Source organism: Hominimerdicola alba (assembly GCF_900112155.1).
Lineage (GTDB): Bacteria > Bacillota > Clostridia > Oscillospirales > Ruminococcaceae > Hominimerdicola > Hominimerdicola alba_D.
This window is the reverse complement of the sequence record NZ_FOKQ01000059.1, coordinates 1-16533: the sequence shown is the minus strand read 5'-3', so window position 1 is coordinate 16533 and position 16533 is coordinate 1. Positions and strand designations below refer to the sequence as shown.

Annotated in this window: 15 protein-coding genes; 1 reads left to right on the top strand and 14 read right to left on the bottom strand. The window is 40.2% G+C overall.

All coding sequences use genetic code 11. The features are described from left to right. Positions 1 to 400: 400 nt before the first annotated feature. Positions 401 to 1525, bottom strand: a complete 1125-nt coding sequence (locus BM265_RS18050) for an FtsX-like permease family protein (RefSeq protein WP_074963350.1) — start codon at positions 1523 to 1525, stop codon at positions 401 to 403. Positions 1526 to 1616: 91 nt separating this feature from the next. Next, positions 1617 to 2012: a hypothetical protein gene (locus tag BM265_RS18045; RefSeq protein ID WP_074963349.1), complete on the bottom strand. Its 396-nt coding sequence runs from the start codon at positions 2010 to 2012 to the stop codon at positions 1617 to 1619. Positions 2013 to 2686: 674 nt separating this feature from the next. On the opposite strand from BM265_RS18045, the gene BM265_RS18040 reads away from it, so the two are divergent. Beyond that, positions 2687 to 3229 (top strand): hypothetical protein, encoded by a 543-nt coding sequence (locus BM265_RS18040; protein WP_074963348.1) that lies wholly within the window; start codon positions 2687 to 2689, stop codon positions 3227 to 3229. A gap of 86 nt (positions 3230 to 3315) precedes the next feature. Here BM265_RS18040 and BM265_RS18035 read toward each other — a convergent pair whose 3' ends face one another. From BM265_RS18035 to BM265_RS17975, 12 genes are all read right to left on the bottom strand, one after another. After that, complete coding sequence (locus BM265_RS18035; protein WP_074963347.1) at positions 3316 to 3591, bottom strand: transposase; 276 nt, start codon at positions 3589 to 3591, stop codon at positions 3316 to 3318. Between the two features lie 285 nt (positions 3592 to 3876). Then, positions 3877 to 4440, bottom strand: a complete 564-nt coding sequence (locus BM265_RS18025; RefSeq protein ID WP_074963345.1) for a hypothetical protein — start codon at positions 4438 to 4440, stop codon at positions 3877 to 3879. Between the two features lie 12 nt (positions 4441 to 4452). After that, entirely contained in the window at positions 4453 to 4959 is a 507-nt protein-coding gene (locus BM265_RS18020) for a hypothetical protein (RefSeq protein WP_074963344.1), read from the bottom strand. 17 nt (positions 4960 to 4976) lie between these two features. Further along, positions 4977 to 5891 carry a hypothetical protein gene (locus BM265_RS18015; protein ID WP_074963343.1) on the bottom strand — a complete coding sequence of 305 codons (915 nt, stop codon included), beginning with the start codon at positions 5889 to 5891 and terminating at the stop codon, positions 4977 to 4979. A 13-nt stretch (positions 5892 to 5904) separates the two neighbouring features. After that, positions 5905 to 6762 (bottom strand): hypothetical protein, encoded by an 858-nt coding sequence (locus BM265_RS18010; protein ID WP_074963342.1) that lies wholly within the window; start codon positions 6760 to 6762, stop codon positions 5905 to 5907. Beyond that, the gene (locus BM265_RS18005) at positions 6762 to 7313 is read right to left on the bottom strand and encodes a hypothetical protein (RefSeq protein ID WP_074963341.1); all 552 of its coding nucleotides are present in this window, start codon (positions 7311 to 7313) and stop codon (positions 6762 to 6764) included. Before BM265_RS18005 ends, BM265_RS18010 begins: the two co-directional genes overlap by 1 nt. Positions 7314 to 7332: 19 nt before the next feature. Beyond that, positions 7333 to 8139 carry a hypothetical protein gene (locus BM265_RS18000; protein ID WP_074963340.1) on the bottom strand — a complete coding sequence of 269 codons (807 nt, stop codon included), beginning with the start codon at positions 8137 to 8139 and terminating at the stop codon, positions 7333 to 7335. Positions 8140 to 8157: 18 nt separating this feature from the next. After that, a complete protein-coding gene (locus tag BM265_RS17995; RefSeq protein ID WP_074963339.1) occupies positions 8158 to 10107 on the bottom strand; it encodes an Ig-like domain-containing protein in 1950 nt (649 codons plus the stop codon). Between the two features lie 13 nt (positions 10108 to 10120). Next, the gene (locus tag BM265_RS17990) at positions 10121 to 10672 is read right to left on the bottom strand and encodes a hypothetical protein (RefSeq protein ID WP_074963338.1); all 552 of its coding nucleotides are present in this window, start codon (positions 10670 to 10672) and stop codon (positions 10121 to 10123) included. A 639-nt stretch (positions 10673 to 11311) separates the two neighbouring features. Beyond that, a complete protein-coding gene (locus tag BM265_RS17985; protein ID WP_074963337.1) occupies positions 11312 to 12733 on the bottom strand; it encodes a TULIP family P47-like protein in 1422 nt (473 codons plus the stop codon). After that, positions 12726 to 14531, bottom strand: coding sequence for a TULIP family P47-like protein (locus BM265_RS17980; RefSeq protein WP_074963336.1), 1806 nt, complete (start codon positions 14529 to 14531; stop codon positions 12726 to 12728). The genes BM265_RS17985 and BM265_RS17980 overlap by 8 nt, the downstream gene beginning before the upstream one ends. A gap of 58 nt (positions 14532 to 14589) precedes the next feature. Then, positions 14590 to 15912, bottom strand: coding sequence for a TULIP family P47-like protein (locus BM265_RS17975; protein ID WP_074963335.1), 1323 nt, complete (start codon positions 15910 to 15912; stop codon positions 14590 to 14592). Between the last annotated feature and the right edge of the window lie 621 nt (positions 15913 to 16533).

Genomic DNA, 16533 nt, shown 5'->3' with positions numbered 1-16533 from the left:
TGGCATAGTGCTTTTCGCTGCCTACATCGATCCCGACAATTATTTTTTCTTCTCCTACTTGCAAAATCTTTTCATTTTGTGTATAATACATATAGAGGACACCTTTCTGTAGTTTGTATTACTAACTTTCGCATCGTCAGTATTTACATTCTACACTGAGGTGTTCTTTTTTGCAACCCCTTGATTTGTTTGGTTACAGGAAGCTCTATTCTTAAAATAACGGTATTATCTGCGCCATTACTGAAAAATTCATCGACTGATCTGTATACGTAATCATGACCAACTCGGATCATCGTAGAAAAAATAATTAACATTATACTGATTATTAATAAAAGCGTGGTCATAAATGATTGTCGAAGATAATTAATGATCGAATCAATAGCAAATCTAAATATCATATTTATTTTTCCTCTCTAATTACAGAGACAGGGGTTATTTTTGACACCTCGCTCATTAAATTTATAGCACATAAGACTCCTATCAGGATCGTGCCAATAAATATGCCGCAGAACTTAATAATAAAATATTTATCAAAAAACGAAAGATTACCAAACACCAAGCAATATACAGCTTCTAAGACCATTGAAGCGATAATTGCGGGTATAGAAAGTTTAACTATGTCTTTTATCAATAATTCAAAAATAACAAAGTTATTGTAACCAAAGGCTTTTCTGATAGCCATCTCTTTTCTTCTGCTTGAAATCCAAAGGAATGATAGGCTAAAGCAAGTGAATAACGAAAATACCAAACAAACTGTAATAAATATTTTATTATAGAAACGATACCAATAATTTTGGTAATCGCTGCCACCATATTGTTGTTTATACGTTTGGCAATCTACTGAAAAATTCTTCATTTCTGTAGTAAATTTACTTTTCGCAGTATCGATTGAATTATCACTATATAATTTTACTACAATACTAAATGATGAGAATGTATTACATATCTGATTATTTAGATATTGTTTTAAATCTTTTCCGCATTCATTATACATAAATGTAATAGAATAGTCAATTCCCGCAGCGTTATTATTTTTGTAGACTCCTTGTATCGGAACATCAATACCAGCAACATTAAGCGATTTGCCTACATGATCTTCAGATAATTCTATAACACTTTCTCCAACCACAAGCTGATACTCATTCGGATTAGAAGTATTGGTATCTGTAAGCTGTAATTTATAATCATCGTTAGTATTAATTACAATTTCGGGGAACATATCATCAATTTGATTGTTCACACAAACCCCGACCTTGCATATACTTGTGTTACAATCTAAATCCTCTAAGCAATTTATAATATTATTAACAAGAGTATAGATTTCATCTTGTGAAGGCTTCTCCTTACCATTATACTTTAGTCGATACTGTATGCTCTCAGAATAATTATTGATACTTTGATTTTCTTTTTCAATTTTGCTTGTTATATCAATCGTATTGATCAAGACAAATGATGATATTACTAACCCTATTATGAATATAATTTCACTTAACCCCAAACGTTTAATTATAGATTTTTCTTTCATTTTATCACCTATAAATAACAATATAAAAATGAGATGACATTGCGAATATTATTACAATGTCATCTCACAGTTAGCTCAATCGAAAGTTAGCTTAATCGAAAGCTTCGGAAATTGTTGATTCACTGCTTCCACAGTGAATTGTCATTCTTGCTTCTGATCCACCATAGCCGCACGAAACCTTATTACCTGATACAGAACGTCTAGTATCATACAGATACTTTTTACTGAGTGTTTTAGTATCTGTGCCTGGTTCAACATACACTTCTGAGCCTTTCTTATCTATAGTACGTGCATCGGAGCCATATAAATAGCCATTGTACCATACTTTGTCCGTAATAACATTAGGTCCCTCTACACCGGTTACCCAACCATCAAGATAAACATTACCATCGGACACAGTTCCTTCAGCTGCGTAAGCTACTACAGATGAAACTATGGTAGCACACATAGCAAGAGAAACAACGAATGCAATTCTTTTAAGTTTCATTTTTTATCCTTCTTTCCAATTAATCATCCAAAATCTAAAATATACCGCGCTAATAATCAGATTTGATACGCAAGTATAAGTGATTCTATTTTGGAGTTTTATTATATAATTATATCGAAAATGATATAATCTTTATAGCATACTGTTTACCGAAATCGCGCGCTTTCATAAACAGAAACTATCATGTTGATGATATGTAAGAAAATCCGTCTGAAGGATTATTCACAACAACAATATGTTCAAATGAATTAAGCAATTAAGTTGTCACTTGGACAAATTTTCGTTACGAATTAATCATCGGTATTAACTTCAATTTCCAGTTTATATTTTATCATAAAATTACTTATTTGAAAAGTGTTTATACACGAAATGCTATTTTCTTAAATAAAATGCAGGCGTGTTTAGAAAACAACCAGATATTATTCCTTGTTTATTCATTTTCATACAAATATAATATCATTTATAGAATAATTATTATATTAGTAATCATATGCTATCGCCCATCTGCTATTTCTATCGTATTATCCTTATTCACAAACTTCTTTTATCTAAAGTATACCGCATTAATAGAATTTTGTCCAGATTTAGTATATAGAATTTTTACCAAACTCAATATTCTTCTATAATTACTATGAAAACCAAAAATTTAAATCCAGAAAAGGAATGATAAAATAATGAGTAACAGAAAACAAATAACAGATTTTCTCAGTCGTTTACTTGAAAAAGAAAAATTCACAGGCATTGGTAAATACTGGGGAAAAGAAGTTGTTGTAGATTACGGAACCGATGATATCCGAAGGATAGATTATATGGAATTTGTTCCGGTTAACCAACTTAGTATAGATGGAATAGAAAAAGGGATTTTTAAAGGGTATGAGGTAAAGTCCTGTAAAGCTGATTTTAAATCAGGCTTTGGTCAGAATTACTTTTGTGAATACAATTATTTAGTGATGACCATGCAGACATACAAAGAACTTTTGCATGAAGAATTAAATGATCTTCCTCATGAAGTCGGAGTTTTGGTTTCTATACCAAAAGATGCTACCAAGCCTAATAAAGAAGCTGTGCTTGATGAATTTGATGAACCCACTCCCCTTCCGAAAGATTATAATATAGACAATTGGCGGCTCGTTTCTATCAGAAGTGCTATACAGAAATACAGAAAGAAGCCTATGCTTGGGCTTGCCCTGATTCCTGAGCCAGCGATAATAGCCTGATTCGCTAATTTTCAGAAATCTGCATATTGCTTTGGCACCATATTTGTGACGAAATTCGTTGACAAACAGGTGTCGTTCGCTTGTCTTTACTTCTTCCGGTCTTTTGCGAAAAAACCGAGTGCATCCTTGAGAATGTCATTTGCTTTGCGAAGCTCGGCATTTTCACGCTCAAGCTCTGTAATACGCAGCTTTGCTTCATCATCAGTCATCTGATATTTCTTAGCTTTGGCAGCAGCGTTTCGCTTTGAGCGCCAATCTGACAGCGTATAATACTGGATACCTAGCTGCTGAGCAGCCTTTTTCAGCCCGATCTCGTCTGATAGCTTTAATACTTCTTCTTTGAATTCTTTACTGTACTTCATAGTCGTTTTCCCTTTCCGGTTTTATTATTTAGTCTCTCCTCAATTCAAATAAAACCCTCGTAGTAGTATTCGGTGCTGCGATCGTAAGAAGACTGAAACTTGAACACCCGACCCTTGTGACAAATTACGATAGCACTTCCACATGGGATACGCTCAGATATTTTGTCAGGGTCTTTTGTGCTATGATTTTCATATATGACGGTGTTTATTTGCAGAATGATATTATAGACATAAAAAACAGACCTGACAGCCAAATAGCTTGTCAGGTCTGTATCATAGATCGTATTACTCTTCGTCTTTGCTGCCTTTTTGTCTTGCGATCCCTATAGCGGCAAGCAGGATAGCTGTGCCCAGAGATACTCCTCCTGCAACACCTGTTGCGGGGTTAGCGTTGCTTGCGTTTGGCTGAGTGCTGTATGCTGAAACAGTTTCAGCCTTTTGTGAACTGCTTTCGGATCTGCTTGAGGAATCGGATATCGGTTCTGTTTCAATGGACAGATCATACACGCCGTCCTCATATACGCTTGGCAGTTTCAGTTTGCCGTCTACCACCTGATCGGTGACATCTTCGCCGTTCAGCACGACCTTGATGATCTTCTCACCGTCATTAGCCTTGATCTCGAGAACAGGTTCGGAAAGTCGTTCAACTGTGAACTCCTTACCGTCCACACCGTTGACCTTTACATCGACATCACCTGTGATCGTCAGTTTGAGATCGTGGGTCTCGGGGACTTCTGTTCCTATGGTCGCTTCTCCTGTGGTCGGGTTTTGCTCGCCCTCAGCGAAGGCTGGTATGGCGGTGCAGGTCAGCATGGAAAGACAAATCAGGAATACTGCATATTTTTTCATGCGATCAACTCCTTATGATTCGGGTACTGCATCAGTGTATTCAACATTGAATGTCACGGTGTCACTGTACTCACCTGCGTATGCGGTCTGCCAGTCTTCCGCGGTGATATTTATGGTAAGGTCTGTTTTATCACCTACTGCGGTGTATTCTGCGGAAGTGAATACCTTTTCGGTAACGGCATCGCTTGTTCCCTCGAAAATGGTGTATGCAAGGGTCTTTTCCTCGTCAGCCTTGTTCTCCATCTTGCTGTCGGTGACCAGGGATACTTTTACCGCCTTGCCGGGGTCGAGCTGTGCCTTTGTAAGTTCGATGGTGCCGAAATCTGTATTCTCGGTATTGAATGTCACCTTGGTATCGAGGGGGATAGTCACGATGTATGCAGGTGCTATCTCGGTGGTGATGACCGCATTAGCCGACTGCGGGTCGCTTGTCTCGTTTATCGTGGTGGGTTCTGCGAATGCCGTAACAGGCATTGCCAGTATTGCAAGTGCGGAAAGTCCGCTTATCAGTTTTTTCATATTATCTCCTCCCATTATTATCCCAAATTATCAAATATGCTTAAAGCAAAATACTGTATGGTATCGGATATCTCATCGGTCGGTTTTACAAATTGTAAATTTTCTAAATCATCTGTTGCTTCATCAAGGTAATACAAAATATACAGCTTATCGCCCATGTAGTAGCTTACACCGTTTATCTGATTTATATTCCAGTACAGGGTGTCTGCGGGATAGGTATCGGTCTTTTGCTCATAAGCCTCATTTACAGCGTCCCAGAATTTTTCGTCGGGAATAAATTCTGCAACTTCCTGCCATGTCAGACCAGATGTTGCGGGAATCGTGATAGTATCGCCAGTGTCCACCATTTCTTCTGCTATGGGATCATAATCAATAATACTTACATTTACTCCCATGCTCTGAACAGCCACCGTAAAGGTCAGCAGGTCGGTATAGTTGCCTGCATATACAACTCCCTGCGGCGCAGTAAAGGTCACGTCCTGAGTGTAATAATCAGCGTTCTGATCGGGATCGAAAGCAAACTCTGCCACCACGTCGTCCTTTCCTGCCACGCCGTTTTTACCAACTACAGTGTAGGTCGCTTTTGCGGTGTCGCTTGCCTTAACGGTAAGATTTGTGCCGTCAAATCCGTTCTCGGCATCGGTAAGGGATACAACTACGCTTCCGCCTGTCGGCAGCATGGGTATGGTTCCTTCTTCACTGCCTTCTACCTTGATAGTTTTAGTAACATCAGCTGTATCAAGCGTCACCTTTGAGGGGATAGTCACGGTATACATAGGGTCAACGCTGAACTTGACATTTGTGCCTGCATCAGCGGGGAGCAGTTCTTCCTCTGTGATATAATTAAAGTTGGTGTTAGCAGATGCAAATGCTGTAATGCTCATCATACCAGCCAGTGTCAGGGCTGCTATTGCTGATATTATTCTTTTCATTTCTTTTCCCTCCCTATACCTGCTCAATGTCCCACTTATTATCGTTTGCGTTGTAGCTTATCTTGAACTGCTTGCCCTCGTTGGGAATAAATTTGCTGTGGACACCATTATTGACGCAGATGAACTCGCCTTTGGAGTTGATGTAGAAGCGTTCAATACCGCTCTCTTGATAACCGTTTATATATACCTCTGAACCGTCATTATAATAATCCACTGTTGTGTCAATATCGAAACGCAGGGTCCGAGATGTACCCTTTGTGATGATCTTCTGACCGGGTTTGAGGATAATGCCGTCTGCTATGCCTTCACTGTTCTTGTCGTATATCGCAAAATCCTCCATATTCGATACCGAAATAGTAAATGTAAGCTTGTCGGTATATGTGCCTGCGTACTTGTAACCGGTCGGGGCAGTAAAGGTTATATCCTGAGTGTAATCAGCGGCGGTCTTGGTAGGGTCATAATCAAACTCAGCCACAACGTCGTCCTTGCCTGCCGCACCGTTTTTGCCCACCAGAGTATAGTTGGCACTTGCAACATCGTTTGCCTTAACGGTCAGCTTTTTGCCGCTGATCCCGTTCCTTGCGTCAGCCAGCTTAACTGTTACCGTTGAACCCGACTGGAGAAAAGGAGTCGAACCCTCTGTCTCACCCTCGACCTTGATAGAATCGGTAACGTCTGCCGTGTCAAGAGTAACGCTGCGAGGTATAGTAACTGTAAATTTCGGGGCTGCCAGGTAGTTTACGGTAGTGCTGTTTTCGGCAGGAAGAGTGTCTTCATTTGTTACGGTATTCTCCTCCGCAAAAGCTGTCATTGTCATAACGCCTGCGATGGTGAGTGCGGATAATCCTGCTATAAATCTTCTTGCTTTCATTATGACGGCTCCTTTTCAATAGAAATTCCGAATACTACGGGGTCGGTGTACTTGCCTGCGAATGTGGGTGTCTCATCGGTGGTGAAAGAGATACCGGCACTTGCGGGTTCGGTCGAGGTGGGAAATTCGGCTACCTTGCCGCCTGTTTCCTTGTTTGTCAGCTTGCCAAAACTTCCCTCGGCGGTGTAGGGGAGCTTATACTCGCCTGCACCCTCGTGGGACATATTGAACTTGCTTGTGCTTGTCAGGGTGACAACTATCTTTTCGCCCTCATTCAGGAATACCTTTCCGGTCTGAATGGTGCCGCTGCCCGAATATTGTTGTCCGTATTCGCCTGTAAGCTCGAAGCTTGCTGGTATTGTCACGGTGTAGGTTGGGTCAACGTTAAATTCGACCGTCGCGCCCGCCGTTTCGGGGGTAGGGTTCACGTCAAAAGGGTCGCCGCCTTTAGGGGTGATGGTCGTATTACTGATGGCTGCTTCTGCAAAAGCTGTAACTGTCATCATACTTGCAATTGTAAATGCGGTCATGCCGCTTATCAGTTTTTTCATTGTGGTTTCCTCCCTTTAATTAGCTATTATCTGCCGGAACATAATAGAGTGGCACTCCGTAAGTATTAGTTAGAGATAAAGTAATACCAGAAACATTTCCAGCAGCATCCACTTCACGCGCATATGCCGTTCCATTTGGCTCATAAACGACGCAAATATCACCGCCGCCAAGATATTCTGCAAGTGCCATTGCTTCTTCCTTAGTAATTATTGTGATATTTAGGTTTGTCCCATCATAGAAAGAAGAAATTTTCCAGTTTCCATTTCCGTTCTTTTCGCATTCCTTTACTTTATCGGCATACTTAGGCGCAGTCGGCGGGTCCTCCACCGCGATATCAAACGTCAGCGTACCTGTATAATCGCCCGCGTACTTTGCAAGCGTGCTGTCCATCTTCGAGAAAGTCAGGGTCTTGTCGGTCTTGTCATCATTGGAGAATTCCGCGGCTGTACTGCCCTTTGCAAGAGTTTCCGAACCTGCGGTTACAGTGTAGTCGAGGGAGTCGTCAGCGTTAGTTACCTTGAAATCGTTGGTATCCTCGTTTGCTATCTTTACTGAAAGCTTCTGACCCTTAGCCAGCTTGAAAGGTTTTGCAGTTTCATCCACCGAGATAGATGCGCTTGTCGCGGCAGTATCCGAAAGTGTGATGCTTGCGGGGATGACCACAGTGTAGCTTGGGTCAACGCTGTATTTTACATCGGTGCTGTTAGAAGAGGTGTTCGCATCAATGGTCTTGATGTTCTCAGTTGCAAAGGCGTTTATAGGTGCCATTGCAGATACCATTGTGAGTGTTATCACGCCTGCGATAAATCTTTTTGTGTTTTTCATAGTTCATTCCCTCCTAGATCATGATAGTGATACGTTAAACGTAACTGTACCTGTGTAATCGCCCGCATATTTGGGCTCCTGATTGGGCTCGTTGAATTTAAGTTCGATATAGCGCGGATTGCCTGTATCGTCCGCACCGTCAACGTGGAGTATCTCGTCACTGTCCTTTACATCCAGCTGTGTGGTATCATCCGGCTCGGCATTAAGGTGACTCGGTCTTGTGCCTGTGATAGTATAGCTCAGCTTATCATCGGCTTGTTCCACCGTGAAATTGCCATCTGTATCGCCCGCTATCGTAACACGCACAGATTTTCCGGTTGGTATATTTTCCATGCTGTCTATGCTGACCGTAGCAGGTGCACCGCCGAGGTCAACTGTTGCGGGGATAGTTACGGTGTAGGCTGGCAAAGTTTGGGTGATAGCAAAGTCATCTGTTACTTGTATACCTCTGCTGTTTGCTGTATCGGCAATAGTAGCTCTGATCGTATATTCTCCGATTTCTGTCGGAACATCAGTAGAATAGGTACTGTCATCAGCGCCTTTTTTCTTATACTCATAAGTAACAGTGCCGCCCCATGTTTCGCCTGTCAAGGACGGCTCATAAGCAGGTTCTCCGTAATTCCAGCTTTCGAGGCTTACCTCAGCGTTGGAATCTGCCTTTTCGATATTGAGCGTCGTTGTTAGTGTCAGTGGCTTGTAATTATCATCTCCCACATCAATTGTAATAATTGCAACGTGCCTGCCTGCACTTATCAGGTCGTACTTCGGAACAGTAGATAAATTAACTTTTGTCAATCTGGTAACACGGGCTCCTCCAGACCAGCCAACGTTTGAAACTCTCCATGCTTGACTGGATGTTATTGAGCCAAGATTCCTACTACCGAGTTTAACAGTTCCGCTTGCATCAACATTTATTTGGCTACCTGTATAGTAAGTGGTAGAATTAGAAGCAAAACCTTTGGTACCGCTAATTCTTGTATATGTTCCAGGACCTCTGAAATAATTACCCGCTACTAATGTACCCCCTGTAACTAAGATATAATCACCTTCAATGGTAATTGTTGTATTGCTACTATTTATCAGCGAAGCGTCTTCACCGTCAAATGTAAAATCACTGATATCCAGCTTTTCACCGTCATATACAATGTTGGAATTAGGACTTACAGTGATATCCGGTGTCTTTGGGGCTTCATTTACCGTAACATCACAGCTTGCCGACTTGGTGCTGTCAACGTTGCTCGTCGCGGTAACTGTTGCATTACCAGCGCTGATACACTTTGCATAAACGGTAAATGTTGATGTAGCGTCCGTACCGACCTCATCGGTGCAGTCTTCGTTGGAATAGAGCTTAACGCTATCATTGTTTGAAGTCCACTTGATCGTCTTGTCCGTAGCATCGTTGGGAGAGATTGTTGCAGTCAGCGCAAATGATTCGCCCACGGTTAAAGTTTTTTCGTTGGGGGAGAGGGATATGTCAGAGACTGCGATAAAAGGTGTGGAAGTAGCTGTGTACTCACCAAAAGAACCGTCGTTATAGGTCAATTCATTAAAGTATATCGCATCACCGTTAATGTAATAGAAAGGTAGATCAATGGTCTGCATACCTCCATCATTCCATGAAGCACCATTGTCAAAAATAATACCTGTCGGGTTCCATTCTGATGTAGTTTCCAGCACCCAATCACTGCCGTCCTTTGACATCTCGATACCTGGCCAAGCTGTTGTGTGTCCATTTATAAAGCCTCCATCTTCATTATCTTCCCAGTAATGACAATAGGCTTTTTCCCAATTATTTGCATCACCCGAGGGAGTAAATCTTACTGAAAGCTTGTATTGTGCTGCCTCCGCACTCGCCGTCACCGCCGTATCAAACAGTCCTCCGTTGTCAAGCGACAATCCTCCTGCCGAGGTAGTCATCACAGCCGCCGCACAAAGCATGGCTATGAACTTCTTTCTTTTAACCTGCATTTTATCAACTCCTTTACTTAGCTATCAGTACCGTCTCGACGTTAGCACCGTTGAGAGGTGTTTCACCGTCGAGGGATATTGTCGATATTTTTATCACCGCGGGATATTCGCCCGCTGCAAGGGACTTTGTCAGGTGAACATCGTAGATGCAGTCACCAGGCTGAACGTATTTCGACTCAAAGATAGTTTCATCGGTATCTTTAAGGGCTATAACGAACTTGAAATAGCAGGGGTTGCCCTCTGGGTTCAACAGCGCCATTGTGACGTCCTGAGTGTCCTTGGCTATGCTGATACTCGGATAGCCGGGTATCTTTATGCCCTCGGCAGCACCGCCCTCGTCCTTGGGCTTTTCGCCTGTGTACTCGCCAGCATTTTCATCAAGCTCGATGATTTTTGCTTTTGAAGTGGTATCCTGCTGTGTGGGCGTTGTATCACCCATTTTATCCGAGCTTTTTCTGCTCAGATTTATCCCCAGCACGATCCCTCCCGCTATAAGCAGTACGATCACCGCTGCCATTACGACCAGCTGTTTTTTTGTTAGTGTTATGCCTTGTTTTTCATTCATAATGATCTACCTCCTATTAAAAAGCGCACCCTTTTGGAAAACACTTATCCCCAAGAGTACGCGTCTATCAGTATAGTATTAAATTGAAAAGGGGCGCAGTTATACCATGTCTGTCGATCTCTCTATCTATCTGATAATAACGATTCCGCATGGATTTTTTCAACTCCTTTTTTGGATATTTAACATTCCGTTCATGTATTTATTTTATCATAATTTAACTATTATGTCAAGTTTGTATTAATATAATTTGAATTTATAACATAAAATTTGAGCATAATGGCAAAAAACAAGTTCGAAGTTGGGCAAAGTGCGAGACGAAAAAGGAAAAATCAGGCATTTGCGTTATACAGATGCCTGATCAGTCAGTTTGTTTTTTTCGATGCTTTTCATGGACAAAATACGGTAGCTGTCCTTGACAGGATACGTTCACTTTTGGATGACAATTTGGAGGAGCGGTGACAGCAATTATCGGCTTGCCATTCATATCCGTAATATTGAATGCTCATTCGTCTTCTTTATTATAGTACATGGCGTCCCATTTGTCATTTTCTTCGTCATAATCGATTAAAATAAAGAGGGAAAGAACAATATGTCCTTTCCCTCAAAAAGTGAATAATTCCAATGAACGTTTGGTTGCATTTAAAGTAAAAGGTCACCACCTAGTTGAAGACCATTGTTTATTCCTGCATAGTCTAGTCTGAATACATCAGAAGCATTCCACCTTATTGGATTTGATAAATTGTTTATCATCAAGTCTATTGAAGGTGAAGTATCGGAATTCACAAGATCTATCATTTCAGGAGCTGTGAGTGCGATACCGGTAAGACATCCAATTATTACACTTCCAACAAAGAAACCCACACCGTCAGTAACTAAACCTAATATAATTGTAATAACAACACTGGCAAGTAATATTAACGCTTCTTCAATCATTGTAGCAGCGGAAGAATATGTGCCGTTTGAAGTTTCGGCTGGCTTAATTTCTTTGTAAATAAGTGTTTGACCGTTTTGGTTTTCTGAAAGTTCAATTGTATAATAATGCGTTGCTCTGCACCATGCCGTCACGCCCATACCGACATCTGTTTCAGTATATGAGTTGAATATTAAGTCTGTCCCATCAAAATCAATGGATAACTCCTTTATATATGGAGTGTATGAAGTCCCATTGTTTTGTACATCGTCAAGTCGTATAGATTTGTTTTCTTTCAGTGCAAGTACGTACTGATACTTGCCTGTATCCGTGCTTGCTTTTTCAATTAGTTCAAAATCATCGATTTTAGCGTTTTTCCAGTATATAGGGAAGGCAGGCAACATCAGATCAAGCAGTAATCTGGCTGGGGAGACAAGATAACCAGCATTGCTTTTTTCTGGGATCACAAACGGATCTATCTGCTGCAGCTGAGCAGCGGTAGCTGTTCTTCCGCCTGTCATGCATAGTACTCCCAGCATAGATTTTGACTTATCATTCTCACACTCGCTGTATGCATAGTCTACAAATGATGGTTTACACCATGCCCATTGATCGTATTTGTCGATGTAATCGTTGAGATTTACTGTGGCAAAAACGTGAGCAAATTCGTAAAGATTAGCAGTAAGGCATGCGTCAATAAATGCGCTGAATACTGATATTACCGTTTCCTCACCGACCATCTCGACTGCATCTCCGGTGAATGCTTCATCTGGAATTATATTTTTAATTGATATTATGGGATTCTCTGAAGTGCCATCTGATGATTTCACTACAAGGTCATAATAGTCATCTCCCTCATCACTATGGATAAATTCCAGTTTTACTTCAGCAATAACTTTAAGAGATGAACATGAAAATTTTCCGAATGAACAAATACCGCATAGATCAGTTATTGGTATAACCATATAAATATTACCGCCGTCACCGCCTGTGGTTATCGCCCAATCGCTATAATTACCACTTATTGAGCTTTTTTCGCTGGAGTAGCTGAAAGAAGACGGACTGCTTTTCATGTCTTTGATTGCCTTGTTAACAGAAGTTATCGGTACAGCAAAAACTGTATCCCAGTTCAATGTAGACGTATTATTCATTGCTGTTTTCCTCGATAAGTGTACCACCCAGTAAGAGTGCACCTGCTAGATTAGCAGTTTTCAACTCAAATCCTGAGGATTCGGGCCATTTAATTGCACCAACTGCATTTGCAGCTATGGTATCCATAGTGGGCAATTCTGAGAATCTATCCTCGTTTATAGCTTCCAGAATCTTTGGGAGCATACCGATACTTGCGCCGATACCTGCCCCTATTATCGATCCTGCTATCTTCCACTTATTAGTTTTAAAATATGTACCGATATTTCTACACTTTCCTGCTATAGCTGCTAGTATATCTGTTCCAGTCGCTCCTTCTGCTTCCATTGTAGCTGCAGCTATGATATCTTCCGCTGCAGTTTCAATAGCACTCTTTTCAACAGCTGCCAGTGTTTCTGCACTTGTTGCTTCTATGGCTTCTCCCAGTGTTTCTGATAAATCCATTACAGCAATTTCTGAACATTCTTGAATCGCAAGTTCTTCAGCTGTCTTCGCAGCAGTTTGTGCGCCGTCCTTTATAAAGCCCTCAAGAAAACTGCCTGCTGCAGCACCAACCATTGCACCAATGATTGAGAAAGCTATTTCAATTCCAATATCAAACCATTTTCTGAACGTTGATCTTTCGAAATTTACATTAAGCGTTGGTTTTCCATCAGCTTCCACCGTAAGAACATTTTTGTATTCTTTTCCGTTTGAATCTGTGCCCGATTTCAAAGCTATTTTATATTGTTCGCTGTAATCAACATGAACAGTTATACCGCAACCATCGTCCCAGGTAAGGTCATCAAATTGCATTTTTATGCAGTCTTGGAACAATGATACCACGAAGTGTCCAGGTTCTACAGAAGCTGTTACCTCATTTCCTTTAGAATCTATAAGGCCTGTACAATTTATAGTATTTTTGTTTTCATAACTAAGTCCGTTGTGAGCAACAATATAATCATCAAATGATGTTCCAAGATGAACAGCTATACAGCCCGGTAATAGCCATTTATCTGTAAATCTTTCTCCGGATATAGAAAATACACTTTCGATTTTTGGGGAACCTTCGGGTAGACCTTTACTAGCTTCATTAAAGATTCTTGCATCTATGCTGTGAGTATCGATTCCTATAGGTCTTCCTTGAGTCATGCATAGTACACCGAAAACGGAAGTGTTGAGTTCGTCAGTCGAAGAAGTCGCATACTCCATTTTTGTTGGCTTCAGCCATTGGAAATCACCTTGTGAAGCCTTTGCATTAAGTATAAAATAAGCAAATATCTGGCGGAAATCGCTTATATGTTCTGTGAACCAATCATTAAATAGTCCTATACATATAGATTCTGCGGTATCCGGGTCTGACGAAGATTTTGAAAAGTCAAAATTGTGGCTTTGTATACTGATTACAGGATCTTCAGGACTACTGCTATTGGATGATACTATAAGGTTATATGGTGTACCGATATTCTCTTCAGCGGTTGCATCATTAAAAGCAAATTTATCCTGTTTGTCGAAAAACAGCTTTAGTTCGATTATTATCCAAGTATTGTCCAGAGGATTGTTTTCATCGTTGTAAGCATCATAATAGTTTCCATTAGTGATAGGGCATTTCATTGTTATATTTTTGCCGTCTCCGTTAGTTGTGATAGACCAGTCAGACCAATTGCCCTCTATCTTACCAACTGTCGCACCCTTTGCATTAACTCTCTCTTTGCTGAAGGATGTGGGTGTGGTTTTTTGTTTTTCGATAACCTTATTCAGTTGTGAATAAGTAATAGCAAACGTTGTGTCCCAGCCAAAAAGATCGATCGATGAACTCATAATTCTCTACTCCTTTGTAATTTTTTTATATATAAAAGCCGTATGCTTTTATTATCGATTATATTTTTAAATATAGTACTTGTGCAAGGTCTGCAACCTGTACCTTGAGGTCATTTTTGTCGAGCCATGAAATTACATCCGGTATTCCAGATATGAAATTGCCTTGAGTTTCTATGCTCGCTTTGACTGAATTTGATATACTGTCAGTAACAAAATAAATAATACCATCAACTATCAATGCGATAATAGCTCCTGCAACAGCTGCAAAAACATAATCGTACCAAGGGATATGTTTGTCATAATCGCTGGAATGACTTACAGTAGTAATGCAAAACTCCTGTGTATCTTGATTGAAAGTACTTTCGAGTTTTGATCCAGCACTTATGTCAACATAGGCATTCAAAAGTCCTGTAACGTCAAATTTTCCCGAAGTGTCCATTAGGATATGATCGTTTTCCAGTACAGCTGTAAGCTTGTTCAGAACAGGATAATAATCTATAAGGCCGTAGGTTACAGCATCACAGTTTATGGTTTTTCCGTCACAAAGTGTTATCTTGCCATTCGTATCACAGTTATAATCGGATGTGCAAGTTCCTTTAAACGAATTGGTTATTGCGGGAAGCATTATATTTTTCATAAATAGCTCAGAACTTATAAAATAGAATATGGAATGATCGTCATCAAGCAAGCTGCTGTCAAGCCCAGTTCCCGGAATATCCTTGTCAGAAGTCATGCAGAAGATAGAAAGATAACCACCATTGTTATCGCTGCGTTCTTTATAAGCATAAGTATACTTTACAGGTGTCATCCAAGATACAGAAGGATCGAGACTGTTGCTTATACTGGCGAAAATGTACTGTAGCTGATCTTTATTCTCAATAAATCCCTTTGGCAGATTAGTGTTTAGCAATCCCCATAATTCCGGAGTATCCTGCGTATTAACCTTACCTGTGATATCTGGTGAAACTATAGTTACAGCGCCATCTGTAGTATCGCCGATACATGAACCAACTACAAGTAGGTTTAATTTCAGTTGTGTCTTAAAGTTGTTATCGTTAAGAAATGATAGCTGCATTTCCAATTCGGGTATTATACCATGAACAGAATAAGTTGTTGTTACTCCATTTTTATTTGTTATAGTAACAGAACAGCTTGAAAACTCACACTCAAATCTTATAACTTTGTCAGAGCCGCCGGAAACGATTTTCCAAGAATCTATCTTACCGATAATAGATAGTCCGTCTTTTTCGTACTTGAAATCTGTGATAAGCAAATCACTGTTTTTGGCAAGCTCTTCATTTACGGTATTGATATCGATCACCGTAATAAAATCCCAACCTTTAATGTCTATGTTAATCACCTCTTTTAAATTATACAACATTAACAATTTTTTTGCTATATCGCAATATAGTTTCTATCATATGATAAATTTATTATAAACGAATTGTGCAATAATGTCAATAACTTTCAACATAATCATTTAAGTTCTATGCATTGCACAAAGGCCCCAACAAATCACTTCATATTACTTAATGTTTATCAAGCGAATCACTATTGTTATGTCCACAGAACAAAGAGACCATATTGAAATAATTAATCCAACAAGCGACTAGCAAGCATTCAAATTTACTGAATAAATATCTTCCTATTTTAAATTGAAAAGCCCGGCACTATTTTGATATAATCCCCTGTTACAATATAATTGACGGGTAAAACCTTGCACACCGGTAAGGATTTACACGTACTTGTTACTTAAGCTATAATGAAAGCAGTAATTGGAATGACGATAATCCCCTTGGGACAGAGTGCCCGCATCTAAGACTGTCATCCATGCTTTCATTATAGCGTTCGTTTTATGCAGGTTGAGCCACAGTATGTGCGTTCGTGTCACCAAACAGATTGAATAGGTAATGAGTAAAGTGTGGTTTGCCCGATTACAATTTCAATTCAGGAGATGTATTTATTATGAACGCAGTAGGTATTGATGTTTCCAAAGGTAAGA

What these genes read in the sequence shown, in the direction of transcription:
- BM265_RS17995 (WP_074963339.1), bottom strand. Translation starts at nt 10,107, where the DNA reads ATGCAGGTTAAAAGAAAGAAGTTCATAGCCATGCTTTGTGCGGCGGCT.
- BM265_RS18025 (WP_074963345.1), bottom strand. Translation starts at nt 4,440, where the DNA reads ATGAAAAAATATGCAGTATTCCTGATTTGTCTTTCCATGCTGACCTGC.
- BM265_RS18020 (WP_074963344.1), bottom strand. Translation starts at nt 4,959, where the DNA reads ATGAAAAAACTGATAAGCGGACTTTCCGCACTTGCAATACTGGCAATG.
- BM265_RS17985 (WP_074963337.1), bottom strand. Translation starts at nt 12,733, where the DNA reads ATGAATAATACGTCTACATTGAACTGGGATACAGTTTTTGCTGTACCG.
- BM265_RS18015 (WP_074963343.1), bottom strand. Translation starts at nt 5,891, where the DNA reads ATGAAAAGAATAATATCAGCAATAGCAGCCCTGACACTGGCTGGTATG.
- BM265_RS18045 (WP_074963349.1), bottom strand. Translation starts at nt 2,012, where the DNA reads ATGAAACTTAAAAGAATTGCATTCGTTGTTTCTCTTGCTATGTGTGCT.
- BM265_RS18040 (WP_074963348.1), top strand. Translation starts at nt 2,687, where the DNA reads ATGAGTAACAGAAAACAAATAACAGATTTTCTCAGTCGTTTACTTGAA.
- BM265_RS17980 (WP_074963336.1), bottom strand. Translation starts at nt 14,531, where the DNA reads ATGAGTTCATCGATCGATCTTTTTGGCTGGGACACAACGTTTGCTATT.
- BM265_RS18005 (WP_074963341.1), bottom strand. Translation starts at nt 7,313, where the DNA reads ATGAAAAAACTGATAAGCGGCATGACCGCATTTACAATTGCAAGTATG.
- BM265_RS17975 (WP_074963335.1), bottom strand. Translation starts at nt 15,912, where the DNA reads ATGTTGTATAATTTAAAAGAGGTGATTAACATAGACATTAAAGGTTGG.
- BM265_RS18035 (WP_074963347.1), bottom strand. Translation starts at nt 3,591, where the DNA reads ATGAAGTACAGTAAAGAATTCAAAGAAGAAGTATTAAAGCTATCAGAC.
- BM265_RS18000 (WP_074963340.1), bottom strand. Translation starts at nt 8,139, where the DNA reads ATGAAAAACACAAAAAGATTTATCGCAGGCGTGATAACACTCACAATG.
- BM265_RS18050 (WP_074963350.1), bottom strand. Translation starts at nt 1,525, where the DNA reads ATGAAAGAAAAATCTATAATTAAACGTTTGGGGTTAAGTGAAATTATA.
- BM265_RS18010 (WP_074963342.1), bottom strand. Translation starts at nt 6,762, where the DNA reads ATGAAAGCAAGAAGATTTATAGCAGGATTATCCGCACTCACCATCGCA.
- BM265_RS17990 (WP_074963338.1), bottom strand. Translation starts at nt 10,672, where the DNA reads ATGAATGAAAAACAAGGCATAACACTAACAAAAAAACAGCTGGTCGTA.